We start from the raw sequence: 24,419 nt of genomic DNA, 5'->3' as shown, positions 1-24,419 counted from the left end.
GATATAGCTGAGGGTTGCACACCTCATAACGAGGTGTGCAACCCTCAGCCGTTGATACCACTATTTTTAGTTGCTACGGTTCATAAACTGTACGAGGTCGGGTGCGATACCGGTGTACAGTGCGGGGGTGAGCTGGGATAGGCGCTGCTGGGCCTGCGCACTTAACCCTAACGAGGCAACAAATTCTTGGAGGCGTTGAGCGTCAACACGTTGTCCGCGGGTGAGCTCTTTGAGGCGTTCATACGGGTTTTCCATTCCTTCAACACCCGCGATCGCTTCGGCACGCATGACCATTTGGATGGCCTCAGCAAGTACCTCCCAGTTCTGGTCAAGGTCTTGAGCCATCACATCATCGGCAACATCTAGACGCTTGAGTCCTTTGACGACGTTAGACATTGCTAGAACAGAATGGCCAAAGGCAATACCGATATTACGTTGTGAGGATGAGTCAGTGAGGTCTCGTTGCCAGCGTGATTGAATCAATGTGGCGCTGAGCGTGCCAAGAAGAGCATTCGCAATTTCAAGGTTCGCTTCAGCATTTTCAAAGCGAATGGGATTGACCTTATGCGGCATAGTTGAAGAACCTGTTGCTCCGGCAACAGGAATCTGACGGAAGAAACCGATAGAGATATAGTTCCAGATATCGGTGCAGAGGTTGTGTAGCACCTGATTGAACCGTGACATGGCATGGTATAGCTCTGCTTGCCAATCATGGTTTTCAATTTGGGTTGTGAGCGGGTTCCAGCTTAGCCCTAATGAAGTGACAAACTCTTCGGAGATTTTAAGCCACGAAGCGTTAGGTGCAGCAACGACATGTGCAGAGAAAGTACCTGTTGCACCGTTGATTTTGCCGAGAAACTGCACTTCTTTGACGGCGTTAAGATGGCGATTAAGACGGTAGGCGAAGACTGCTAATTCTTTACCTACGGTACTTGGTGTTGCTGGCTGTCCATGGGTTCGGCTCAACATGGGAGTATGAGCGGAATCTTCTGCCATGGTGCGAAGTTGTGTGATGAGTTCTTCAGCTTGTGGAATCCATACGTGGTGTACGGCGTCTTTAATACCTAGAGCGTAGGAAAGGTTATTGATGTCTTCTGAGGTACACCCAAAATGTACGAGCGGAGTTAGATGTTCTAACCCGATAGCTGCTAAGCGGCGACCAATAAAATATTCCACTGCTTTGACGTCGTGGACGGTCGTTGCTTCAATTTCCGCTAGTTCGTTAATATCCTCAGGAGAGAATTCGGTGACAATGCTACGCAATGCGAGCTCTTGTTCGTCGGTGAGGGGTGAAAGCCCCGGAAGCACACTATTTTTGCAGAGGTAGATGAACCACTCTATTTCGACGTGGATACGGTCACGGTTAAGAGCCGCTTCTGAGAGGTAATCGACGAGAGGCTCTGTTACCGTTTTATAACGGCCATCCAGTGGGCCTAACGCGATAGCTGAGCCAGTGAGGCTACGTCGTCCATTGGGTAGGGTCATGCAAAGATCAGGTTGAGACATATTTCTATTCTGTCATGGGATATGCCAGTTGCGGTTGAGATAACTCAGAAAAGGTCAAAAGCGCAGTTACTGTTGCGTCATACTCAAGAAACCTTGTCTTTCAATCTTGTGGAAAATACGACTTAGAACATCATTTGCCTCGATATTATCCACAATTTTTCTTCTCTTTCCCCTTCACTCCTGCTGTTCATTTAGCGTATCTCTAGAACACCTACACCAGAGAAATGCACCTTTGAGGAGACCATACATATGGATATGGAAGAACGACACCTTTTTCTTCTTGCACAACAGCATGGCTTAGGAACTTCTCGAAGTGCTCCTGCTGCTGAAGGACTTTTTCACCTTGGACATCACATCCGCGAACAAACACAACAACTTGCCCAACGCCTCGACCAACAACAAGAAAATCAACGACAGATTCAACGCACCCTTCAGCTGAAAACACAGGTGGAATGGGACTCTCTCGCATCTAAAAACTTTTACCGGCTCATCGAAGAGGAAGAACACTCACAACAGTATCTAGAACATCAACTTCAAGAAAAATCTCATGACCTCATCCATGCTGGCGAAGAACTAGCACAACAGGCAGAAAGACTTAGCGCTCTTATCGCTGCTGCTGGTGTTGCGGTAGATCACGCCATCATAGAAGCACACCGATACAGCGACGCTGCAATAACCGGTGTCGAAATCCTCCACACACAGAGCGTTAGAAATACTCAAATAGCTCTAGAGTCTCTCCTTCACCACCCATTGATGAACTTCCTGCCTACCTACTCGTAGAAAGCCCCATCATGACCTCTTCTCTTATAAGGTTGAAAGAATCTCACGCTACAGTGATGAGAAATATCCGAGAAGGGCACACCACCCTTCTGCGAGTAGACACGACAAGCCTTAAAGAATACTCAACACACCTACACCGCACGCACGAAATAAATCAACAGGTTGCGCAAGAACTGAGCATCATATCTGCTGATGTGATGAAGCTACTTGCCCTACACCCTCAAGGTCTTTCTCTGGGCACAGAAATCCTAGAACTATCTCAGTGCAGCACACAGCGCGCCAGTGAACAACTAGACCTTGCCGTTCGTCTCGAACAAACAAGTATCGCCTACGAACAAGCTGATTACATTGCTACGGAGCTTTTACGCACCTGCCAAACCCAACTACCGGCAGCCATGTATTGGATGGGCTCACTCTTTAGTTCAGGCGGTCCACTTGCTGACGCAACAACGCTGATGCCCGTTGCTGGTCCAATCACGAGTTTCTTAGGACAACGAATTTTCTTCGGTATGGGGTATTGGGGAGACTACCTATATAACGGTGAAGAATACGCAAACCGTCGTCGAGCAGAAAAAATGAAGCTTTACGGTATCAGCTCCCTCAGCAGAACTGCCACAGAATATGTTGAAGATAAACTCCACCGTGGAGGATACCTCAGAACATTAAACCTATCAGGAGTGCAAACATACGATGCCTCTGACAATGCAACCTTTGAACACATAGAACAGCAACTTGTTATTCCTCAAAGCCCCGCTGATTACGCACATAACTTGGATATCATATCCTCTGGCGTCAACACTATTGATGAGTTACAACACCAAGAAGGAATCAACGTCGAATACGACGGCGTCTTTTTACAACACATCCAAGACGAATCAGGACACCTCCACGGTGTAGTTGCTTACGTCCCAGGAACCGATACAGACGGTATCACCTTACATGGTGGTCCTCTTGGCATCGCCAGCAACCTCAGCTCCGTCACAGACTCACCAGAAACACCGATGGAAGAAAGCTCTGCTGGACTGCAACTATTAGATACTGCCTTAGAACAGGCAAACCTGCCATCAGATACACCCATCTACTTAGCCGGATTTAGCCAAGGCGGAGCAATAGCTGCAGTTGCATCAACACATCAACAATTCCGTAAAAAACACAATGTACAAGGAATATATCTTCAAGGCGCACCCATCGGTTCTTTGCCCCTAGCGACAGACATTCCCATACAAGTCCTTGCCGACCAAGATGACGGCGTTACCCGTATCCAAGGAACATCGCTCAACAGCACACGTACCCCAAACGTCTCAATGTTAGAGACACACTACAGAGAAACTCCTACCGGCGCTCAAGAAACTCAAGAACGTGCCCAAAAAATTCGAGAAACAACACAAATTTTTGGACATTACCCCATATGGCAAGGAAGTACATCATATTTTGCCGGATTAGTGAGCCGTCATGCCCCGACCGAACACGGATACCGCCAATACCGTATCAGCACCGAAAACTATCCACGAGCGCACCAGCCTCTACCTATGATGAAAAAGTTCTCGAAAAAACAGCATAAAACCAAGCTGTCGGTTATTGCTGGATCCACATTGCCCAGAAACCTCAGCAAACCCGAAATACTTGCTCACGACCTAAGAACAGGCACACATGTTGGGGCACATTTTGCTTCATCTATTGCCCAGAACCTTCCTGGAGAAGCCGGAAAAATCGCGAGCACCCACCAAAAAATAGAAGACATCAGCAACGACTACCTAACGCCAGAAGAAAACCCCTTCAACGAATACTGGTATGACTACCATCCTGCAAAAAGATAAGACAAAACGTCAACACTTCAACAACACCCCAACATAGATGAACAAGACGGAGGTGTAAAAGAAAAACAGAAAGAACTACACTCGAAACTATGAACAATCCTTCTTGCGATAACAACACTCAACTGCCCTCTCCACGGGCAGTATTCTCCCAATTACCTCAATATTCTGCTGGTAAAGCACCACAACCAGTACCTGGACTTGAACAATATAAACTTTCTTCTAATGAGAACCCTCTCGGGCCAGTACCAGAAGTGGCGCATATTCTTGAGAACTTCACTCAAGCTCACCGATACCCCGACCCCCTGTGTAGCTCACTACGTTACGCGCTCGCCGAGGAACACGGAGTACCTGCTGACGATATCGTAACCGGTGCTGGTAGCCTCGGTGCACTCAATCAGATTCTTGCGACCTTCGCTGGAACATCTGCTGAGGGTGGTGCAGATGAGGTGATTTATGCTTGGCGCTCTTTTGAGGCATATCCTATTTGTGTGGGGTTAGCTGGGGCGAAGAGTGTTCAGGTCCCTCTCACTGCTGAGGGCGCACACGATTTAGACGCGATGGTCGAAGCTATCACTGAGAAAACTCGTGTCATTCTTGTTTGCACACCGAACAACCCTACTGGGCCATCTGTTACAGAACACCAGCTCCGTTCCTTCTTAGATCGGGTCCCTTCACATATTGTGGTGGTCATCGACGAAGCCTACTTTGAGTTCTGTGAGGCCTCGCCGGTTATGGCGGGAGAAGAACCTCCGGTCAACGGGCTATCGGTTTATCCTGATTATCCAAACGTTATTATTTTGCGGACATTCTCAAAAGCTCAAGGACTTGCCGGTTTACGCGTCGGATACTCCATTTCTCATCCTCAGCTAACACAATATCTGAGAGTTGCAGCAACACCTTTTGCGGTGAGCAGTATCGCTGAACAAGCCGCAATTGCATCCATTAAACACCGTGACGTGGTGATGGAACGCGTGAGACATCTCGTTGCTGAACGTGAGCGTGTGGTACATGCTTTGCAGGATTTAGGGTGGTGGATTCCTACGACTCGAGCCAATTTTGTGTGGCTTAATCTTGGTGAAAATACTGCAGATTTTACGCAAAGAGCTGAATCATGTGCCTTATCTGTGCGTGCTTTTGCTCACGAGGGGGTTCGTGTTTCTATTGGAGAAGATGAAGCTAACGACCGTTTGATTGCGCTCTGCGAATCGGTTGAATATGCACCTCAGCGCCCAGAAGGAACACATTTTTAGCTCCCTTTAAGGAGGGTGAAGAAGCGTTGTGTGGGAGTGCTCTGATGACCCCATAAAATGCTTATTTGTACTGGTGAGACCGCTTTAATAAGGACACGCAGAACATCAAGTATTCAGAGTATTCCCACCAAAGAGGAATAGTGTATAAGGAGGTAACACCCACTAATCTGTACGAAGGCGGAACGATGGTAGAACGTCACCACAGTACGAGCAATATTCCACCGTTGATCCAATTGATGGATGCTTCAGCTCAACTAACCTCACACGAAGTGTTCAGTGAATACGTCAAAGACATTGGGGTAGAAGAACTTCAAGAGTTCTATCGTCAAATGGTGATTGTTCGTCGCTTCGACGATGAAGCAACCGCGTTACAACGCCAAGGCCAACTATCACTATGGGTTCCTAGCCGAGGACAAGAAGCAGCTCAAGTTGCCTCAGGGTTTGCTCTATCATCCGAAGATTATGTGGTTCCTTCATATCGAGAGCATGCGTTAGCTTTCTCTCGAGGTATTCCTCTCGAACATTTAATGCCGTTTTTTCGTGGTTCTGGAACCTGCGGGTGGGATATCAAAAAGCACCGTTTTCACCCCTATACTGTTGTGCTTGCAGCTCAAGTACCTCAAGCTGTTGGCTACGCAATGGGCCTGAAACGTCTGTCTTCACTGCAGAGCGATTCTTCCCAACCGGCAGTTGCCGTCTATTTCGGGGATGGTTCCTCTACCGAAGGTGACGTTCATGAATCAATGGTTTTCGCAGCCTCTTACGACGCTCCCGTATTATTCTTCGTGCAAAATAACCGTTGGGCTATTTCTGTTCCTTTTACAACACAGTCGCGTGTGCCCATCGCAACGAGAGCACAAGGGTACGGTTTCGAAGGGCTACGAGTAGACGGCAACGATGTTTTAGCTGTCGTCGCAGCAACCCGCTATGCTCTCGAAAAAATTCGGGCAGGAGAAGGCCCCGTCTTGATTGAGGCAGAGACCTACCGTTTAGGTGCGCATACAACAGCTGATGACCCTACGAAATATCGTGAAGAACAAGAACTCCAAGAATATTTAGCTCTAGACCCTCTCATCCGTTTAGAAAAGCATTTACGAAACTACTATGCGGTAGCAGATTCCTTTTTTGAACAGGTACAGCAGGAAGCGTCGACGATAGCTCAACGAGTACGAGACTATACACTCAATTCTGAGCCAGAAGATTTTGAGAAAAACTTCGATAACGTCTATGCACAACCGCATGCACAAACAGAAGCAGATAGAGCATTCTACCGTGAATATGTCGAAGGTTTTGAGGACGAGGACTAAACACATGACTTACGAAAATTTAGCGTTATCTAAAGCGATTACTCGTGCCTTATCTGATGAGATGTCAGCTTGTGAAGAGGTGATTGTTTTAGGTGAAGATGTGGGAAAGCTCGGGGGAGTATTCCGTGTAACGGATGGTCTTTACCAAGATTTTGGGCCACAACGGGTATTAGATACACCCTTGGGAGAATCTGGAATTATCGGTACTTCTATTGGTATGGCCATGAGCGGGTTACGCCCTGTGCCAGAGATTCAATTCGATGGTTTTGTTTTTCCTGCGTTTAACCAGATAACAACTCAGCTTGCTAAGATCCGTACTCGCTCTACTGGTCAGTTGAGTGCTCCTGTAACCATTCGTTTGCCTTATGGTGGGGCAGTGGGCGCTATTGAACATCATTCAGAGTCGCCAGAAGCTTATTTTGCTCATACGCCGGGGTTGCGTGTTGTGGCTCCGTCATCTTCACATGATGCGTATTGGATGCTTCGAAAGAGTATCCAACACCCCGACCCCGTAATCTTTATGGAGCCTAAACGTCGTTACTGGCTCAAGGGGGATGTCGACTTTTCTGCAGATGATTATGACCCGTTCCATGCAGCGATACTTCGAGAAGGTACAGACCTGACTTTGGTCACGTACGGTGCTCTTGTTCCGGTTGCTTTAGCTGCAGCTGAAGCGGCTTTAGACGATGGACACGATATTGAAGTGATTGACCTGCGTTCTATCTCTCCGCTGGATGTTGATACGGTTGCAGGTTCTGTGAACAAGACGGGGCGTGCTGTGATTGTTCAAGAAGCGAGTACCTTTGTGTCATTATCTTCAGAGCTAAGTGCTGCTGTAACAGAACAGTGCTTCTACTCTCTAGAAGCTCCTGTATTACGTGTAGGTGGTTTTCATATGCCTTATCCGGTACCAAGAGCTGAAGAAGAATTTTTACCCGGTATTGACCGCATTCTTGATGCTATTGACCGTTCGTTCTTGTATTAGAACCATCTCCCTCAGACGAAAGGATACAAACGATGTCTCAGGTATTTAGACTTCCCGATGTGGGAGAGGGCCTCACTGAAGCAGAGATTCTTCTGTGGAAGGTTTCCTGCGGTGATACTGTTGCGATTAATGATGTGCTGGTTGAAGTAGAGACTGCTAAATCGGTGGTGGAACTTTCATCCCCTTATGCGGGTGTGGTTCAGGAGTTGCACGCTCAGGAGGGGCAAACTCTTGAGGTTGGTGCTGCGTTGGCTACTATCTCGTCTTCCGAAAAGGATTCTGAGTCTACGGGGCAGAACTCTCACGAAGCTGCTGAAGACAATAACGCTCAGGGCAGTTCAGTCCAGGGTACTTTGGTTGGTTCGGGGCCTAAAGCTGACCCTATCAAGCGTCGTGCCCGTAAACGCCGTGTAGCAGATGGGGTGAAACATCAGCCTGCGTTATCTGCTCAGCCTCAAGTATCTGATGATTCGGTTCAGGAAGATTCTCACGAACGACGTTTTTCGAGGGCGTCGTTGAGCGCCTTGACAGAAAAAGCGAGTGCTTTGTGGGAAGAAGGGCTTAAACGTCTTCCTGTTGTAGAGAAGGAACCGGTTGCTAACCAGCCGGTGGGTTCTATTCCTCGTCCGCAGATGTTGGCGAAACCTCCGGTGCGTAAAGCTGCACAGGATATGGGGGTTAACCTTGCGGATGTTGTTCCTACTGGAAATCATGGTCAGGTGACTAAGAGTGATTTATTAAATTATGTGGCTCATCTGCGTGAAAAAGATTCGACAACGGAGCAAGTTTTCCCTGAGTCTTTTTGGATACCGCAGGGCTCTGGTGGCGACCGTATTGAACGGATTAAAGTACGTGGTGTTCGTAAAGCTACTGCTAAGGCTATGGTGAAGTCTGCCTTTACGTCTCCGCATGTTTCTATTTTTGTGGATGTGGATGCTACTCGCACCATGGAGTTTGTGAAACGTCTTAAAACTTCAGAGCAGTTTGCGGGGGTTAAGGTGACGCCTTTGTTGATTTTGGCAAAGGCTGTTATTTGGGCAGCTGCTCGAAATCCTCAGGTGAATGCGACATGGACTGATCAAGAGATCCTTATTAAGCATTTTATGAATTTGGGTATTGCTGCAGCGACTCCGCGGGGTTTGATGGTTCCTAATATTAAGGATGCTCAAGAGCTTTCGTTGAAGGAACTTGCTGTAGCACTCCATGAGTTAACGGTTCGTGCCCGTGAAGGTAAAACACAGCCGAGTGAGATGGCTCAGGGGACGATGACCATTACGAATATTGGTGCTTTGGGTATTGATACGGGAACTCCAATTATTAATCCGGGAGAAGTTGCCATTATTGCTTTTGGCACGATTAAGCAAAAGCCGTGGGTGGTTGATGGTGAGGTGATTCCTCGTTGGGTGACGACTCTTGGCGGGTCTTTTGATCATCGTGTGGTTGATGGTGACTTATCTGCTCGTTTTATGGCGGATGTTGCTGCCATCTTGGAAGAGCCAGCTTTGCTCTTGGAATAGTCAGAGGCTGATATTTTTAATATTTAGGGAGAGTTTCTTCTCAACGTAAGGCCCGCAGGTACTCGTACCTGCGGGCCTTACGTCAAGGCGGTGTATTACCAGCCTTATATTCTGGATTCTCTGCGGTACTCATGATGAGTGCGAACTACCCAGAATGACAAGTGTTCTTATATGAGTTGTTGAGATGTTCTCCCCCAAGAACTTTCTCAACGGTCAAAAAGATTCTTCAATCTCCGTTGATAAGAACCTGGTGTTACACCTTGTATGTTGAATATTTTCTGGGTCCGTCCCCCAACATTCCCAGAGAATTTTTAGATGTTGGTACCTCCCGATGAGGTTGCCACTTCTCTCAACATAAAAATAATTATTCCAAAAAGTATTGAAAATGTATGTCCCTAAACTTGTTTACTTTATAGTGCAAATAAGCCTACAAAGTATTGTTTTCGCGCCGTTTACTCCACGTTACGAGAAGATATCGTATGTTATTCGTCATATGGGCGATGGTGGTTTCGGAAATATGCTATTTGGGAAGAGGAGAGAAACAGCCTTGTTAGAACTGTATAACTTCTCCAGTTCCTTGCATAATCTCGATAGCTGAAGGGCTCTCGTCATCTTCGTCATTGCCATCATGAACGACCATGACAGCAACTTTGTCGCTGGCTGGAAAAGCGCGAATCGTGATAGTTCCGCCTGTTGCGCGGCCTAATAAATCAAGTGCGCATTCAGTCAGAGAGCTTTCAACAGCTTCTGGGAGTGAGCAACCGCGCTCGTCAAGAATATCCACTTTGACGCCTCTGCGTCGAGCTTTAAGGGCAGCGTCGAGAATGGAACGATTCGCAATATATCGACCACGAATAGTGTCTCTCAGCTGTGCCTCGGTAAAACGAAAGTCATCAATTTCTTCAGCTGTAATCGGAGCATCGTTATACGCGATGCGGTGTAACATGCCTTCGGTCAAAGCTCGTACTTCTTGAACTCGTTGAGCGGCAATATTACTAATATCTTGTTCTTGTGCGTTATTAGATTGCAAACGCTTAATGAGTCGTATTGTTTGGCGGAGGACGCTATCAATAGAAGTGATTTGTTGTCGGAAAATATATGCCGCTCTAATCAAAAATGCAGGAATGATGAACTCTGCCAAAATGGTGAGCGTTGAGGTAAAAAGATTTTGATGCCATTTAGCGACTAATAAAGCCGAAATAATATAGATGGCAACAGCAGTATAGGTGCGCTCCCGGAGCACCAGAATAATGCAAGTAATCAGGGTGACAGAAACGGGCCAGAGTAGCCAGAAAGGCCGTAGGTTATGTGGTAAGTCGCTCAGTGCTAACTGCGTAATAAGCATCGAAACGAACATGATGATTGGTAAAAGAATGAGCGGGAGTTTTATGCTTTTTTGTGTGGGGAACAATAATAAAATCATGTTCAACACAATGCATGCAATGAGGGTTACATCATTGCCGAGCGGGATAGCGGCTAATGATATATGCCATGTAAGGTATCCCAGAGAGAGAAGCACAAAAATTGCTAGTGAGCTGATACGGAAGGCCGGCGCATTATAATACTTTTTAACGTTTGTAATATTGTGGTATTTTTTATTGAACATTTGACGAGTATTATGCATGGTCATCACTCGGCCATTGAATGGTGACGGTCGTGCCCCTATGATGTGCTGACTCAATAGTTGCACTCCCTCCAGCCTCTTCCATAGAACGAATCATTGATACGCGCACACCAAGGCGACGAATATCAAGATTCTTAAGGTCAAAGCCCTGCCCCTTATCGCTAACGGTGCAGTAAATATAAGATTTCTCTTCATCGACACGTTTCGTGGAATTTTTCGGTCTACGCAGTTCTGTACGAATACTAATGAAGGTCGTTCGAGTCCCAGAATGTCGCGCACTATTAGAGACGGCCTCCGTGACGGCATGAGTAAAAGCGCGTGCAGTGTCGTTTGGTATGGTGCTGTTAGGATTAGCGCGTGGGAAGGTTTGTCGTTTTTCCGGTACGAAACGTAAACGAGTATTCCAAGGATATACACCTGTGGCAATTTGTTCGGTGAGCTCTTGGAAGGTGATAAAACTCTTTGGTTCAGCTTTATAGGCTTCTTCTTCAAGAACACTAATGGCTCGTTGAGCAAGCGTACGTGTTCTATCTGCTACCGGTCCAGCCATACGGCTGGCATCGAGGAGAGCTGCCATCACATTATCGTGGACGAGCTTATCGAATTCTTGAAGGTCTTTTGACTGGTCTTTTGAACGGTTAAGCTGAAGTTTTGATGAGAGTGCATCAGAATATACGGAGTCCGTTCGTCGTGCAAAATCTTTGATATATGCGAACATCGTACCGAGGATAAGCGCCGCTATCGTAAACGTTACTGTTCGTCCAAGAGCCTCATCTAATTGAATTTCTGATGTCGCTCGATAAGACGCAAAAATCAGTCCGCCAAAAAGAGCTGCTGAAAGTCCTATAACGTTATAAATAACGGTTCGGAAATTTCCTAGACAGATGGGTGTGATGAGACCGTAAAGACCAAGAAAACGGCACCACGGCATGAGAGCAGTGCTCGTTTCAGGGGTTACTGCTAGCGGCCAGGTCAGATATGCGGCGTAGGCAATGAACAACGGGGGTAAGAGAGCCACCTTCGGCGAATCATCTTTGCGCATTCCCAGATAAATCAGACTGGCAGAATGCAGTAATACACATAAGGCGAAAATAATATGCCAGAGGGCAAAATCAATGACATGGTGACTAGGTATTGCAAGACCTTGTACTAGTAGAGCTACTGCTAGGGGCGCAAAAAATACCTCAAAAGTATAGGTCGTCGCCAGGTCATTGGTGGTGCGGTGCTGCCGGGATTCCCCAGAGAATAAGGTCCGGAGCGAAAAACCCTGTTGCAAGGAGCGTGACAGGTCTTTTGTAGCTCCAGTTCTGAGTCTATTCAACCTATTTCCTATAGTGGGGGCTACGATCTCTACTAATGCAGAGAACAGTATAGCAGTTATGTTTTGCGGTGCTTACCTGATTAGAAGTAACGTTCTGCGCTGCTAATATCTTCCATAGTGTCGACCAGTCCATCTTCAATAGCACGAATTCTGAGGTCAATCTTCGTGGGGGCAGGACGGCCTACACGCGCGTATTTTTCACGAATGCGATCGATATTAGTTTTAACCGCAGACTGTTTGATACCCATACGGCGTGCTACCTGTACTTGCGCGAACCCTGAAGCGTATAGACGCAAAGTTTCTTGCTCTCGAGGAGAAAGATTTGCTCGTGAGAACTCGTGGTCTCCGTCGATAGCTGCGGCGAGTTCTTTAGTGACAACAGCTTTACCATCAGCAATATTTTTTGCCTCAGCTAGTGCATGTTCTAAAGGCTCAGATTTACGGACAAGGCCAAGTGCGCCAGACTTCAACGCTTCACGAATCAGTGCGGGGTTCTCACCGATGGAGAAAATGAGGACTTTGACTCCGGCTTGACGTAATAATTCTACGTTTTCGCTAGGACGGGAACGGTCTTGGAGCGACAGGTCTAAAAGTACAACATCGCAGTCTCGTTTAATTTTTCCAAGGTCTGCAGTGCTGGGGTTACGGGGGTTGCGCCCTAAAGCTACTAGTAAGTCATTGACGGTAGGGGAAGCTGCTACAAGCTCAACTGCTTCTGCTTTTTCTGCTACTGCACGCATACCTTCGCGCACGACTTCATGGTCATCGACAATTGCTACTCGTGTAAGAGTCATTTTTTCCCCGTTAGATACTCTGGTTTCCTGCCAACTCACGCGCTGCGTGGGATATGGGTTCAGTTCACCTCAATGATCATTAAAATATATGAATTATTTTATGCTCTTGTGAACCAAAACTAGGTTCAGCTAGATGTAGTAACATCTTACAACTTTAGTTAATAAGACGTGCTAAATTTTATACTTCGCAAGCCTAATAAAAATTTTAATCTCTTATGTTACGTTCTTGCTCCTGAACGACCTGCTTGCCGTACCTTAGCCCAAAGAAAGAGCCCAACAACGAACCCGTAAAAATGCAGATAGCCGACCCCGCAAATAGCAAGAACCCATACGGGAAATTCTCTGCAAATAATAGCGTGAGCGAGGGGATATGGAACGGCTGAGCGATCACAGGAATAAAAGAGAAAATAACCGTGATGACGACGAAAAGACCGTGCCAAAGCATAATGCCCAAAGACTGTTTAAACGGGCTAACTCGTGTCAGACGAGTTGCCGTATAACCGGCAAAAGAAAAAGCAATACCATAGAGCAATGCGGTGCTTACCACCCATAACTGTATGTTGCTCATAGTGCTTTCAGGCGCTGTTAACATTGCCTGAATTGCGCTTGTATGTTCTGAACCGTAAGAGGATGTTAAACCGAAACGATCCCCTAATAACGATATTGCAAGGTCATAGAAGTTTAGAAGAAAACCAAAAAGGGTGTAGCCAACAATCCAACCCAAGAAACACGGTAATAACTGCATCTGCATCAGGCGCACCGGCATACCAGTCTTCGGGTGAATAGCATGACTTGTTTGAGGCTGAGAACCTGAAGGTCTCGAAGAGTTCCTATACGGAGGAGCCGAAGCCGAATACTGATTGAACGGAACCGTTGGAGGTTCCTCCATATAGTGTCCGTGTCCTTGTTGATGGTAGTTCGATGCTCCGCCTATCACCTGAGTGGGGGCGTCAAAATCATAGGAGGAACCCTTCTGCGTGCTACGAGTATTAAAAGGGCGCGTTGGCGCATCCTCATGAGAGAGTACCTCTGTAGGGGTATCGTCGTAGAACCCAGCATCATAGGAGGGAATGATACGAGTGGCGTCATCATCAGCCGGATAAGGGTCTTGACCGGCAGGACGATTCCGCGAACTATGATTTCTATTCATCTTCAGCGCCTTGGACTTTGTGGACAACGGGTGTGCTATTCAAACCTAAGATGTATCAGCTGTTAAAGAATGCGGTTATTGCAATGATGGCAACCCCAATCAGAATCGCAATAGCCCCACCAATCAACATTCTTTTTGTGATATGACGAATCAGCTCACTGAACTCTTCTTCGGTAATAGGTGGAAGTTTTTTAGCCATATAGCTAAGTATGTCAGTGAATAGCCATAAATGGTATAAAGACTGTCCCAGGAGAGAAAGATGAAGTATCTCTCTTCAAGGATGTTCCCCTGAGAGAGTTATGCCCGCATAGTGGTTTTCGTGGCACAATCATAGGTATGCAAAAAGCTAATAACACTGCTCAGAATGATTTTCCGTTAGCTCATCGTCCCTGGTACAAGAACTATTGTGCTGGTGTTTCTTATGACTTGGACCTTCCTGATACTTCGCTAAGTCATCTAATGGAAAAAGCAGTGCGTGAAGTCCCTCAAAAGGTTGCTTTACAATTTTTTGGAGCCACAACAACGTATGCAGAACTAGGTGAACAAATTCGTTGTGTAGCTGAGGGGCTTCGTCTGGCGGGCGTGAATCAGGGGGATAGAGTTGCTCTCATTCTTCCGAACTGTCCTCAGCATATTGTTGCTTTCTATGCGGTGATGCGTTTGGGTGCTGTGGTAGTAGAACATAACCCGTTATATACCTCTGCTGAACTCCGTCATATGTTCGAAGACCATCGAGCAAAAGTCGCAATTGTGTGGGATAAAGCAGCAACAAACGTGACTAATTTGCCAGCTGACGTACGCCCCCAACGTATCTATTCAGTGAACATGTTAGAGGCCATGCCTTTGCATATGCGTGCGGCTCTTAAACTTCCGCTCAAGACTGCTCGTTCCTCGCGCGCAAAACTTACAGCACCTGCTCGCGGAACAACGCCGTGGAAAACGCTCCTTAAAAATTCGCCGATTGACCCTTCACATCATCGACCAACCGCTCATGACTTAGCGCTGTTGCTCTACACCTCAGGCACTACTGGACAGCCCAAAGGCGTAATGCTTACGCACCGTAACTGCGAAGCAAATGCGCGTATGGGAGAAGAGTGGATTCAGCCAGGGGATGATGAAGTCATCTATTCGGTACTTCCCCTATTCCACGCCTACGGGATGACACTTGGACTGACGATTGCAGTGGTCTGTCAAGCTCGTCTCGTGATTTTTCCAACAGTCGATATCGACTTGATTCTCAAAGCAATGAAGAAAGTTATGCCAACGATTCTTCCTGCTGTTCCTCCGGTTTATCGTCGTTTACTAGACCGTGCAAAGGAACAAAATTTCTCCCTCAAGGGAATTCGGTATGCCGTCTCTGGTGCGATGAACTTACCGAAAGAACTTGTTGCTGAATGGGAAGAACAATCTGGCGGGTACCTTATTGAAGGGTACGGGCTCACTGAGTGTGCTCCTCTGGTGACCTGTAACGCCCTCAACGATACTCGGCGAGCCGGATCTATTGGTGTGCCGTTTCCTGGGGTAGATATTCGGGTAGTGAATCCTGAAACCTTGGAAGATGTTGCCCTTGGGGACGAAGGCGAACTATGGGTTAGAGGCCCACAACGTTTTCGCGGGTATTGGAAGCGTGAAGAAGCAACGATGAAAGCAATTACTCCGGATGGGTGGTTACGCACCGGAGATATCGTGACTTTTGATGAAGACTATTACCTATACGTGGTAGACCGCATTAAAGAAGTCATCATTACCGGAGGTTTCAACGTTTCACCCACTGAAGTTGAGGTCGCTTTACGTCAACATGATTCGGTTCAAGATGCTGCTGTGGTGGGTCTGCCTCAGCCTGGTGGCGGCGAGATGGTTGTCGCCGCAGTAGTGCCGGTAGAGGGCTGCGCGATAGATGAAAATGAGCTGCGTGAACATTGCTACGGTCTTGTTACTCGGTATAAAGTGCCCCGCAAAATCTTTGAGGTTGATGATTTACCGCGTTCCATGTTGGGTAAGACTCTGCGTCGTGAAGTGCGGAAGAAATTAGAAGAGAAATACGGAGAACAGTAATATTACGTTTTGTGACATTATTGCGCTTCTTTTCGTTAAAACTATGAAAAACGACCTCGTAACGTAACGAGTTCGCACTCATCGCTCCATCATGTTTGAATGATAACTACCTCCTTACCAAACACAGGAGGACACCACTTGATTAGCGGTAGAGCTACCAGAAGGTTCTGCTCAAAAAGTGGTTGCACAACAAGCACACAACAACAGAAAGATTCATAGCCGTGAAGAAATTTGTTGCCACTTTGGCTCTCCTACCGCTAGCTTTCGGGCTCTCTGCATGCGGTTCCACTCAAACCCCAGCAGAAGACAACAAAATCACCATCGGAGTTGTCGGGGCAGACCCCGTCAACGAAAAACTCAAAGAAGTAGCTGCCGATAAAGGCATCGACATCGAATACAAAGAGTTCACCGACTACACTCAGCCCAACCCCGCACTACATAACGGCGATATCGACCTCAACTGGTTCCAACACATCGCATACCTCTCAAACTACAACGTCGAAGCAAACGACAACCTCCAAATTGTCGGTCCCACCGTTATTTACCCCATGGCACTGTTCTCCAAGAAACACACTTCTGTAGCCGACATCCCTCAGGGCGCAGAAATCGCCATCCCCAATGACACCGTCAACGAAGCGCGAGCGCTACTTCTTCTCAAGAAAAATAACCTCGTCACCTTCACCTCCGATGACGTAAAAAGCCCATCTGTTGACGACATCGACACCGCACAGTCAAAGGTTAAAATTACTCCTGTTGACGCTGCACAAACAGTACTTTCTCTAGAATCTGTTGACGCATCAGTAATCAACAATGACTTCATCCGCGACGCAAAGCTCAACCCCAAAGACGCTTTAGCTCAAGACGACCCAGCCGATGACTCCGCGAAGCCTTACGTCAACCTATTTGTTGCCAAAGCCGATAACGCTGACAACGAAAAATATAAGGAAATCGTCAAGCTTTTCCACACCCCAGAAGTTCAGGCAGTCGTCCAAGAAGACACTGAAGGAACCGCTGTAGAAGTAAACACCGACGTCAAAGACCTTCGTGAAACACTCAAGAAAGCAGAAGACGAGAAACGTCAAAGCTAATCTTCCTCACATAAGTAAAGCGGTAACTGATTTTTATGGCAGTCTTAAGGACCTACCAAAGATTGCAATATCAGTTACCGCTTTGCCTTGTATAGAGCATAGCTAGAGACGAACAACATCCCGAAAGCATCAGTATGAGTACCGCAGCACAGCAGGAGAACCCCACACCCATGGTTGTTCTCGACGGCGTCACCAAACAATTTACCGTCGGAAAGAACATCGTCACCGCCGTCAACAACGTTTCACTAGAGATTATGCGTGGAGAAATCTTCGCCATCATCGGATACTCTGGCGCCGGAAAATCAACTCTCGTCCGACTAATCAACGGATTAGAAACCGTCACTTCTGGAAGCCTCAGCGTTGACGGATTCACCATCTCTGGAAAAAAAGAATCTGAGATTCGTGTTGCTCGACATAACATCGGCATGATTTTCCAACAATTTAATTTGATGAACTCCCGAACAGTTGCAGCAAACGTCGAATTTCCCCTCAAAATTGCTGGATGGGATAAAGCAAAACGCCGTGAACGAGTCGAACAAATGCTGGAATTTGTGGGACTCAGCGACAAAGCGAAAAACTACCCTGACCAGCTTTCCGGAGGACAAAAACAGCGTGTAGGTATTGCGCGTGCGCTCGCAACATCGCCCTCTCTCTTATTAGCAGACGAATCAACATCTGCACTAGATCCAGAGACCACTCACGAAGTACTTGCTCTCCTCAAAAAAGTTAATGAAGAACTCGGAATTACCGTCGTTGTCATCACACATGAGATGGACGTTGTTTCGACCATCGCCGACCGTGTTGCTGTCATGGAAAAAGGTGCAGTGGTAGAACTCGGTAACGTCTATGACGTTTTCTCAAACCCTCGCACAGAAGTTGCTCGACGCTTTGTCGCCACCACCGTTAAACAAACTCCACGTGGCAATTACGCTAAGAAACTGTGCCGACAACACCGTGGATACCTCATTAACATCGAGGTGACAGAAGGAAACTACGGTATCGGTAAAATTCTTTCTAACCTTAGCGCACGTGGGGTGCAATTTAACTTTGTACAAGGTGGTATGGAAACCCTACAAGGTAAAAGCTACGGAAACCTAACCCTCGAACTCGTCGGGGACGTTACAAGTATTGATGCGGTTGTTGCTGAACTTGCCACCGTTACCGCCGTAAGAGAGGTTCGCTAAATGATGAGCGCTTTGACAACTGCTAATGGCACTCTTCTTGCCGCTAATGACGTGGACTGGGATAAATTCTTACCCCAAAAACTCTTTCCCGCCTTATTCGACACCATCTATATGGTCTCGATTACGATGATTATTGCTGGTTTCGTGGGGTTAGTAATTGGCGCTTTGCTGTACACCACACGACAAGGGAATATTCTGGCAAATCGACCCATCAACATCTTGTTGAACGTCATTGTTAATATTGTTCGCCCTATCCCTTTTATCGTCCTTCTGGCAGCTTTAGGGCCGTTGACCTCAATTGTTGTGGGCACTCGCCTTGGTGTGAATGCTGCTATTTTCTCGATGTGCTTTGCAGCTTCTTTCGCTATTGCCCGTATCGTTGAACAAAACATGGTTTCTATCGATCCTGGTGTGATTGAAGCAGCTCGTGCTATGGGAGCATCCAAGATGCGTATTCTTTTCACCGTCATGGTGCCAGAAGCACTTGGCCCTCTCATCCTTGGATACACCTTCTTAGTCATCGGTGTGGTTGATATGTCTGCAATGGCCGGTTACATCGGTGGTGGCGGTCTTGGTAAAGTCGCTTTGGTCGACGGTTACCAGCGTTTCAACGATGCGATTACATGGGCTGTTGTCGCTATTATTATCATTTTGGTTCAGCTCATTCAGCTTGTCGGTAACACGTTAGCTCGTAAAGTGATGCGCCGATAAGGTTTGTTAAAGAGAAGGGGTGGGGTGAAACTCTCTAAGAGTTTCACCCCACCCCTTCTAGTGTGTTCAGTGCTTTTTGTTATCGTCCACTAATCCATGATGAATCGTAGAAATCTTCATCGTCATGGCGTTTTTTATCTTTTGCAAGATCTTGAGCTAGACGTTGTTGCGCATAATCGGTAGGGCGAATGATGCTTTCATCATCGTCGACAGGGGTATAAACCGATAAGAAGTTAATACCGTAGATAAGTGCTGCAACCAGAAGAAAGAGCAATGAAAGCTCATTCCATAGGACAACGTGGCTTCGGGTAAGAGCAATCTCTTCATGCTCAAAAATCTTCGGAATAATACTCATACTTGCTATGGCGCACAGCACCCCAAGAACTGCTAGAACATGGGCGATACGAAACCACCGTTTATGGCGCCGATGAATGTGCAATGTTCGATAGCTTGTGCCAAGAAGCCTCGTATAACGGCGCCTTGCCATCATTAAAATCGTGGCCCCGACGATGACAATGACAATTCCTGCGACTATTGCAACAAGATAGGAACTCAGGAACCCCAATGTGGTGCTTAACAACCCAATGAGAATGACCGTGAAGCTCAGCCCCGAAACCATTCGCATTTTTGCGTTGATAAGTCTTTGCTCAGACACAACGGTGTTGGTATCTTCGGGTGTTTGCGGTATCTCCCAGAACTCGCGGTAATACTCGAGTTCTTCTTCGTCCATTTGGTCGAAGCGAAGACCGTACTTCCCGTTGTGTTGGGGTGATTTAGGAGTTGGGGTGGTGCTCACGGTATAGCTCTATCCATCGCTTAATTTGGGTGAGGAACTTTTCGTCACGGAAGCTATCGAAATGCCCCTGAGCTGCTGGAGCATGCTCAATATCTTGGGTGTACACCATGGTGACGGTTCCAGCTGTTTGAGCCGCACGTGTTCCCGTTGCGGAATCTTCAAAGGTGAGGGTGTCTGCAGGGTTTCCGCCGAGGCGACGGATAGCTTCTAAATACATATCGGGCGCTGGTTTAGGTTGAGCAACCGCATCTGAACCAACCCATGTTTGAAGGTACTGGCTATATTGGTGGTGATTGACTTTGTATGTCAATAATTCTTGACTGCTATTGGAAGCTACCGCAACCGGCATGACTTCAGCTAGTAATGCCATGACTTCTCGAGCTCCTGGTATGAGCTGAACTCCATCACGAATCACATCGTGTTCTACACTCATCAAATGATGCAGAATTTTCTGGTAGTGTTCTTCTGCTGCTGTCTCGGTGGCGTCGTTGGGTAGTGTCTTATCTGCGAGGGTGCGGGCGACCGCGGGAGCTGCCGCCCCGACTAATTGCCGTTCAATATCGGGAGTTAGCTCTGTTCCGTACTCTTTGAAAATTTGTTTTTGGACGGCATTCCAGCTGCGTTCAGAATCGATGAGTATTCCATCACAATCGAAGACGGCACACGTAGGAAACCATGCGGGGTCAACAGAATGAGTAAACATAGCTTCATTGTTTCATATTCATGAAGTCGGTGGAAGATACACCAAGAACTGTGCCTTATCTCTATACTTCAAACTCTTCGCTTCTTCTAAGAGTTTGAGATAATAAGAGGCATGGGTTCTTTATCTTCTGATTTTTCTGCTCGCATGGTATTGATTCGTCACGGGCAAACAGCGTGGAATGTTGAGCGTCGTTTTCAAGGCCGTAGCGATATTCCGTTGAATGATGCAGGCCGAGGGCAAGCACAAGTAGCCGCTCAAAATCTCACTGACTACCAGCAACAGATACGTGAACACACTCCTGAGTTTGCTTGGGAACTAATCGTCACTTCTCCGCTTTCGCGCGCTTATGAGACAGGAAAAATCATTGGTGAGCATCTAAACCTAGATATTTCTGGTACACATGAAGGACTTCAAGAACGCTCCTTCGGTGCTGCGGAAGGGCTCGTCGCAACTGAATATCACTGGCGTGATATTCAAGAGCAATTCCCCGACGTTGAACCTCTCTCTGAGATGATTCAGCGCGGTATTAACGCTCTTAAAGAGATCGTTGCCAAGCATCCTAACCGCCATATTATTGTGGTGGCCCATGGTCTATGGATTGCTCAAATCATGACGGCGTTGACTGGTGAAGAACACAGTATCCCCGAGAATGCTTCGGTGACTGAACTGCCACTTCACACCCTTGAGTCTTATCAAGGATAGAACTTTTATACTCCTACTAACGCGCGAAGGAAAAAATATGCATGATGTAGAGCCTCTTCTGACGGGATCTTTGCTAATGATTCGTCATGGGCAAACAGACTGGAACAGAAAAAGTCTCATGCAAGGCTCTAGCAATATTGAACTGAACGAAGTTGGTCGTGAACAAGCCCTCGACACCGCTCAGAAACTAACTCAGGAGGGCATTCGTTGTGATGTGATAGTGTCTTCTCCGCTATCGAGAGCCTTAGAAACCGCTCAAATTGTTGGCAACTATTTGGGTGTGGAGGTTTCGAGAACGTATGAGGGCCTTGTTGAACGTCATTATGGGGAGGCTGAAGGGCAAGATATTTCTTCTGAAGCTCGCCGTGAACCAGACGCCTTTTATCAAGGAGTCGAATCAGAACGTTCAGTGTACGTTCGCGGTATCAAAACTTTACGTCAGATTGTCTCAGACTATCCTGGACAACATATTATTGCGGTCTCTCACGGTTCACTGATTCGTCGTGTGCTAAGTGCTTCTCGAGGAGAAGAATGGAAAGAAACCGTACCTAATGCTCAGGCTCTGGAGATTCCTCTTGATGGCTTGTTCCGTTGGGCAGAAGAGAACGAACCTCTTCTGGTGGGTAAACCATAGGGTATTTGAGTACGAGGTCTTGATGTTTGTTCCATCTGCACAACGGCTGTTATACCGTGCAGCTCAGCTAAGTTTTGGGCTATATCTTCTGGCATTGGGTTTTATCGTCCTTTGGCCAAGACATATTGATGATAATAGCGGCGGTTTATGGCTGGCTGAGTTCTTAGCACACTCGCACGAAGCGGGATGGTTGCCGTCTTGGTTTACGTATTCGACTGTGGAATGGTTGAGTAACGTTATTTTATTTGTGCCAGGAGGTTTTCTGGGTACTTTACTCGTTCGGCGACGATACCGTTCTTACGTGCCGCTTGTGGGTTTTTTGGTAACGTGTACGATTGAGTGTATTCAGTTGTTTTTACCACAGCGTACAAGTTCTTTCTTAGATATTCTTGCTAATACTTTAGGAGCTTCCCTCGGTTGGGTCTTTGCGGTGGTAACGTTGAAGTATTCCTCGTATCGGTTGCGTCGTAGGGCTTAACTCGGGTGAGAGAATAACAACACATAATATTGCGTGGGTTTGTCTCTTATTACATTGACGAAACAACATAAACCCACATAAAATCAAATTCACAAGACTTATTTATTTCCACAATACAAGGTGATTTTCTTATGTTCGCTGAAGAACGCCGCGCTGAAATCGCGAAGCTCGTTGCCACCGCGCGTCGAGTCAACGGCGCAGAGCTAGCGCGCCGTTATGAAGTCACAATGGAAACAGTTCGCCGAGACTTAGCAGCCCTCGAAGCTGAGGGACGCCTACGACGAGTCCACGGCGGCGCTGTAACCGTAGAGCAATCTACCTCCGTAGAATCTTCTATCGCATCTCGCCAGCGAGAAAACAATCCAGAAAAAAATCGTATTGCGCGCAAAGCATACGAACTCCTTCAAGAATCCGATGCCGGAGCTATCGTTCTTGACGCTGGAACAACGATACAGATTCTCGCTGATTGTATCGCAGCAGAAGACTTCAGCCTCAAATCTGGGGCAGACCGTCTCATCATCACTCATGCGTTACACATCGCCGTTAAACTAGCTGAAGCTGACGGCATCGTTCTAGACCTCATCGGTGGCCAAGTCCGAAAAATGACGTGGGCCGCCATCGGCTCACGCACTGCAGAACACTTTGCCTCCATCCGCCCCGATATCGCTTTTATCGGCGTCAACGGGCTAGACGCAGACTTCGGACTCAGCACCCCCGGAATTAACGAAGGAACCGTCAAAACCGCGATTGTAAAATCTGCGCGTCGAGTGGTACTCCTCTGCGACTCAGCAAAGTTCGGACGAGAATCACTAGTACGTTTTGCGGGGCTAGAAGACATCGACGTCCTTATCACCGATAAAGCTCCAGACGGTGATTTAGCTGCCGCACTTGAAGAATCCAATGTAGAGGTACTGATCGCATGATCATCACATTAACTGCTAACCCAAGCATGGACCGTACCGTAGAACTGCCCGGAGTCCTCCAACGAGGGGCAGTCATACGAGCTGAACACGCTGTAGACGACCCCGGCGGAAAAGGCGTCAACATCGCCCGCGCCCTCAAAGTATCTGGCTTCGACACCGTCGCGATACTTCCCGGCGACGACGAAGACGCTGTCCTAGGATGCCTACGCGAAGAAGGCGTCAACTTCACCAACATGCCCATCGGTGCACCCATACGCTCAAATATCACCATCGTCGAACCAGACGGAACCACCACCAAAATCAATGCTCCCGGTGAACCTCTCAACGACGTGGCACAACAACAACTCACACGCCTCCTAATTAAAGAGACTCACGACGCCTCATGGCTAGTTCTTGCAGGCTCCCTACCCTCGGGTGTTCCCAGCGACTACTACGCAGTAGTCGGTCGCGCTATTCGCGAAGCTCAAGGAGAAAAAGCCCCACTCATCGCGGTCGATACATCCGGTACCGCCCTACGTGACGCAGTCACCGGACAAGACGGAATGCCAAACCTCATCAAACCTAACGCCCAAGAGCTCGCTGAACTCGTCGGCACACCAGAAGCCTGGGAATCCCTCGAAAAAGACGCAGAACTCACCGCACGTACAGCTAAAGAGCTAGTCGACCGTGGCATCGACACCGTCCTCGCCACCCTCGGCAGCAATGGCGCTGTTCTCGTCACACGAGAAGGCGCATGGCACGCCATACACGAACCTGTAAAAGTCCGCAGCACCGTCGGAGCAGGGGATTGCGCCCTTGCCGGCTATCTAATCGCCCACGAACTCGGCAAAACCCCCGTGGAATGTTTAGTACAAGCCGTAGCTCAAGGCTCAGCTGCTGCAGCACTACCAGGTACTCAAGTTTCGACCGTAGCAGAAACTCGCACCGACGCCGTGAGCGTTCGAGAGATAACCCTCTAGTTTCTCTATGGCCTGAAGTAGTGACTTCTTGAAACCATAAAACCACGTTTCAAGAAGCCAATATCATTTCTGATAAGGGAGGAGCGCTCGCCTGCTCTAGATGATGTCTACACAACTATAAACAAAAAGGGAATC

Annotated in this window: 23 protein-coding genes; 15 read left to right on the top strand and 8 right to left on the bottom strand. The window is 47.5% G+C overall.

Going from position 1 to position 24,419, the window contains the following annotated elements; translation table 11 throughout:
• Positions 1–66: 66 nt before the first annotated feature.
• The gene (gene purB, locus ACN084_RS02045; protein ID WP_419101053.1) at positions 67–1,506 is read right to left on the bottom strand and encodes an adenylosuccinate lyase; all 1,440 of its coding nucleotides are present in this window, start codon (positions 1,504–1,506) and stop codon (positions 67–69) included.
• 249 nt (positions 1,507–1,755) lie between these two features.
• Between purB and ACN084_RS02040 the strand changes: the two genes are divergently transcribed.
• The 6 genes from ACN084_RS02040 (at position 1,756) to ACN084_RS02015 (ending at position 9,162) form a co-directional block, all read left to right on the top strand.
• Positions 1,756–2,286 (top strand): hypothetical protein, encoded by a 531-nt coding sequence (locus ACN084_RS02040; RefSeq protein ID WP_419105721.1) that lies wholly within the window; start codon positions 1,756–1,758, stop codon positions 2,284–2,286.
• Positions 2,287–2,297: 11 nt separating this feature from the next.
• Complete coding sequence (locus tag ACN084_RS02035) at positions 2,298–4,103, top strand: hypothetical protein (RefSeq protein WP_419105720.1); 1,806 nt, start codon at positions 2,298–2,300, stop codon at positions 4,101–4,103.
• A gap of 89 nt (positions 4,104–4,192) precedes the next feature.
• Positions 4,193–5,353 (top strand): histidinol-phosphate transaminase, encoded by a 1,161-nt coding sequence (locus ACN084_RS02030; protein WP_419105719.1) that lies wholly within the window; start codon positions 4,193–4,195, stop codon positions 5,351–5,353.
• A 185-nt stretch (positions 5,354–5,538) separates the two neighbouring features.
• Positions 5,539–6,660, top strand: coding sequence for a thiamine pyrophosphate-dependent enzyme (locus ACN084_RS02025; RefSeq protein ID WP_419101299.1), 1,122 nt, complete (start codon positions 5,539–5,541; stop codon positions 6,658–6,660).
• A gap of 4 nt (positions 6,661–6,664) precedes the next feature.
• The gene (locus ACN084_RS02020; protein ID WP_419101049.1) at positions 6,665–7,645 is read left to right on the top strand and encodes an alpha-ketoacid dehydrogenase subunit beta; all 981 of its coding nucleotides are present in this window, start codon (positions 6,665–6,667) and stop codon (positions 7,643–7,645) included.
• 32 nt (positions 7,646–7,677) lie between these two features.
• Entirely contained in the window at positions 7,678–9,162 is a 1,485-nt protein-coding gene (locus ACN084_RS02015) for a dihydrolipoamide acetyltransferase family protein (protein WP_419101048.1), read from the top strand.
• 550 nt (positions 9,163–9,712) lie between these two features.
• On the opposite strand, the gene ACN084_RS02010 is transcribed toward ACN084_RS02015, so the two are convergent.
• From ACN084_RS02010 to ACN084_RS01990, 5 genes are all read right to left on the bottom strand, one after another.
• Entirely contained in the window at positions 9,713–10,792 is a 1,080-nt protein-coding gene (locus tag ACN084_RS02010; protein WP_419105718.1) for a hypothetical protein, read from the bottom strand.
• Positions 10,779–12,107, bottom strand: a complete 1,329-nt coding sequence (locus ACN084_RS02005) for an ATP-binding protein (protein WP_419105717.1) — start codon at positions 12,105–12,107, stop codon at positions 10,779–10,781. The genes ACN084_RS02010 and ACN084_RS02005 overlap by 14 nt, the downstream gene beginning before the upstream one ends.
• A gap of 80 nt (positions 12,108–12,187) precedes the next feature.
• Positions 12,188–12,901, bottom strand: coding sequence for a LuxR C-terminal-related transcriptional regulator (locus ACN084_RS02000; protein ID WP_419101045.1), 714 nt, complete (start codon positions 12,899–12,901; stop codon positions 12,188–12,190).
• 205 nt (positions 12,902–13,106) lie between these two features.
• Complete coding sequence (locus tag ACN084_RS01995) at positions 13,107–14,051, bottom strand: hypothetical protein (RefSeq protein ID WP_419105716.1); 945 nt, start codon at positions 14,049–14,051, stop codon at positions 13,107–13,109.
• Between the two features lie 55 nt (positions 14,052–14,106).
• The gene (locus ACN084_RS01990; RefSeq protein WP_419101043.1) at positions 14,107–14,250 is read right to left on the bottom strand and encodes a hypothetical protein; all 144 of its coding nucleotides are present in this window, start codon (positions 14,248–14,250) and stop codon (positions 14,107–14,109) included.
• A gap of 137 nt (positions 14,251–14,387) precedes the next feature.
• Between ACN084_RS01990 and ACN084_RS01985 the strand changes: the two genes are divergently transcribed.
• From ACN084_RS01985 to ACN084_RS01970, 4 genes are all read left to right on the top strand, one after another.
• Positions 14,388–16,106, top strand: a complete 1,719-nt coding sequence (locus ACN084_RS01985; RefSeq protein ID WP_419101042.1) for a long-chain-fatty-acid--CoA ligase — start codon at positions 14,388–14,390, stop codon at positions 16,104–16,106.
• A gap of 221 nt (positions 16,107–16,327) precedes the next feature.
• Complete coding sequence (locus tag ACN084_RS01980; protein ID WP_419105715.1) at positions 16,328–17,194, top strand: MetQ/NlpA family ABC transporter substrate-binding protein; 867 nt, start codon at positions 16,328–16,330, stop codon at positions 17,192–17,194.
• Between the two features lie 134 nt (positions 17,195–17,328).
• Entirely contained in the window at positions 17,329–18,378 is a 1,050-nt protein-coding gene (locus ACN084_RS01975) for a methionine ABC transporter ATP-binding protein (protein WP_419101040.1), read from the top strand.
• A 3-nt stretch (positions 18,379–18,381) separates the two neighbouring features.
• On the top strand, positions 18,382–19,089 hold the full coding sequence (locus ACN084_RS01970; protein WP_419101298.1) for a methionine ABC transporter permease: 708 nt from the start codon (positions 18,382–18,384) through the stop codon (positions 19,087–19,089).
• A 79-nt stretch (positions 19,090–19,168) separates the two neighbouring features.
• Here the strand turns inward: ACN084_RS01970 and ACN084_RS01965 are convergent, their stop codons facing one another.
• Positions 19,169–19,885, bottom strand: a complete 717-nt coding sequence (locus tag ACN084_RS01965) for a hypothetical protein (RefSeq protein WP_419101039.1) — start codon at positions 19,883–19,885, stop codon at positions 19,169–19,171.
• Positions 19,863–20,588: an HAD family hydrolase gene (locus tag ACN084_RS01960; RefSeq protein ID WP_419101038.1), complete on the bottom strand. Its 726-nt coding sequence runs from the start codon at positions 20,586–20,588 to the stop codon at positions 19,863–19,865. The genes ACN084_RS01965 and ACN084_RS01960 overlap by 23 nt, the downstream gene beginning before the upstream one ends.
• 111 nt (positions 20,589–20,699) lie before the next feature.
• Here ACN084_RS01960 and ACN084_RS01955 point away from each other — a divergent pair, with 111 nt between their 5' ends.
• The 5 genes from ACN084_RS01955 (at position 20,700) to ACN084_RS01935 (ending at position 24,284) form a co-directional block, all read left to right on the top strand.
• Positions 20,700–21,290, top strand: coding sequence for a histidine phosphatase family protein (locus ACN084_RS01955; protein WP_419105714.1), 591 nt, complete (start codon positions 20,700–20,702; stop codon positions 21,288–21,290).
• Positions 21,291–21,327: 37 nt separating this feature from the next.
• Entirely contained in the window at positions 21,328–21,924 is a 597-nt protein-coding gene (locus ACN084_RS01950; protein ID WP_419105713.1) for a histidine phosphatase family protein, read from the top strand.
• A 22-nt stretch (positions 21,925–21,946) separates the two neighbouring features.
• Entirely contained in the window at positions 21,947–22,402 is a 456-nt protein-coding gene (locus ACN084_RS01945; RefSeq protein WP_419101035.1) for a VanZ family protein, read from the top strand.
• 131 nt (positions 22,403–22,533) lie between these two features.
• A complete protein-coding gene (locus ACN084_RS01940) occupies positions 22,534–23,325 on the top strand; it encodes a DeoR/GlpR family DNA-binding transcription regulator (protein ID WP_419101034.1) in 792 nt (263 codons plus the stop codon).
• The gene (locus ACN084_RS01935) at positions 23,322–24,284 is read left to right on the top strand and encodes a 1-phosphofructokinase family hexose kinase (RefSeq protein ID WP_419101033.1); all 963 of its coding nucleotides are present in this window, start codon (positions 23,322–23,324) and stop codon (positions 24,282–24,284) included. The genes ACN084_RS01940 and ACN084_RS01935 overlap by 4 nt, the downstream gene beginning before the upstream one ends.
• Positions 24,285–24,419: the final 135 nt, after the last annotated feature.

It is taken from the genome of Rothia sp. P7208 (genome assembly GCF_048512915.1).
In the GTDB taxonomy this organism is placed as follows: Bacteria; Actinomycetota; Actinomycetes; order Actinomycetales; family Micrococcaceae; genus Rothia.
The sequence above is the reverse complement of the archived record's forward strand: the minus strand, read 5'-3'. Positions and strand labels throughout refer to the sequence as shown.

Bases quoted from the DNA above. Each gene is read 5' to 3' on its own strand.
- purB (WP_419101053.1), bottom strand. From the start codon at position 1,506: ATGTCTCAACCTGATCTTTGCATGACCCTACCCAATGGACGACGTAGC.
- ACN084_RS02040 (WP_419105721.1), top strand. From the start codon at position 1,756: ATGGATATGGAAGAACGACACCTTTTTCTTCTTGCACAACAGCATGGC.
- ACN084_RS02035 (WP_419105720.1), top strand. From the start codon at position 2,298: ATGACCTCTTCTCTTATAAGGTTGAAAGAATCTCACGCTACAGTGATG.
- ACN084_RS02030 (WP_419105719.1), top strand. From the start codon at position 4,193: ATGAACAATCCTTCTTGCGATAACAACACTCAACTGCCCTCTCCACGG.
- ACN084_RS02025 (WP_419101299.1), top strand. From the start codon at position 5,539: ATGGTAGAACGTCACCACAGTACGAGCAATATTCCACCGTTGATCCAA.
- ACN084_RS02020 (WP_419101049.1), top strand. From the start codon at position 6,665: ATGACTTACGAAAATTTAGCGTTATCTAAAGCGATTACTCGTGCCTTA.
- ACN084_RS02015 (WP_419101048.1), top strand. From the start codon at position 7,678: ATGTCTCAGGTATTTAGACTTCCCGATGTGGGAGAGGGCCTCACTGAA.
- ACN084_RS02010 (WP_419105718.1), bottom strand. From the start codon at position 10,792: ATGACCATGCATAATACTCGTCAAATGTTCAATAAAAAATACCACAAT.
- ACN084_RS02000 (WP_419101045.1), bottom strand. From the start codon at position 12,901: ATGACTCTTACACGAGTAGCAATTGTCGATGACCATGAAGTCGTGCGC.
- ACN084_RS01995 (WP_419105716.1), bottom strand. From the start codon at position 14,051: ATGAATAGAAATCATAGTTCGCGGAATCGTCCTGCCGGTCAAGACCCT.
- ACN084_RS01990 (WP_419101043.1), bottom strand. From the start codon at position 14,250: ATGGCTAAAAAACTTCCACCTATTACCGAAGAAGAGTTCAGTGAGCTG.
- ACN084_RS01985 (WP_419101042.1), top strand. From the start codon at position 14,388: ATGCAAAAAGCTAATAACACTGCTCAGAATGATTTTCCGTTAGCTCAT.
- ACN084_RS01975 (WP_419101040.1), top strand. From the start codon at position 17,329: ATGAGTACCGCAGCACAGCAGGAGAACCCCACACCCATGGTTGTTCTC.
- ACN084_RS01970 (WP_419101298.1), top strand. From the start codon at position 18,382: ATGAGCGCTTTGACAACTGCTAATGGCACTCTTCTTGCCGCTAATGAC.
- ACN084_RS01960 (WP_419101038.1), bottom strand. From the start codon at position 20,588: ATGTTTACTCATTCTGTTGACCCCGCATGGTTTCCTACGTGTGCCGTC.
- ACN084_RS01955 (WP_419105714.1), top strand. From the start codon at position 20,700: ATGGGTTCTTTATCTTCTGATTTTTCTGCTCGCATGGTATTGATTCGT.
- ACN084_RS01950 (WP_419105713.1), top strand. From the start codon at position 21,328: ATGCATGATGTAGAGCCTCTTCTGACGGGATCTTTGCTAATGATTCGT.
- ACN084_RS01945 (WP_419101035.1), top strand. From the start codon at position 21,947: ATGTTTGTTCCATCTGCACAACGGCTGTTATACCGTGCAGCTCAGCTA.
- ACN084_RS01940 (WP_419101034.1), top strand. From the start codon at position 22,534: ATGTTCGCTGAAGAACGCCGCGCTGAAATCGCGAAGCTCGTTGCCACC.
- ACN084_RS01935 (WP_419101033.1), top strand. From the start codon at position 23,322: ATGATCATCACATTAACTGCTAACCCAAGCATGGACCGTACCGTAGAA.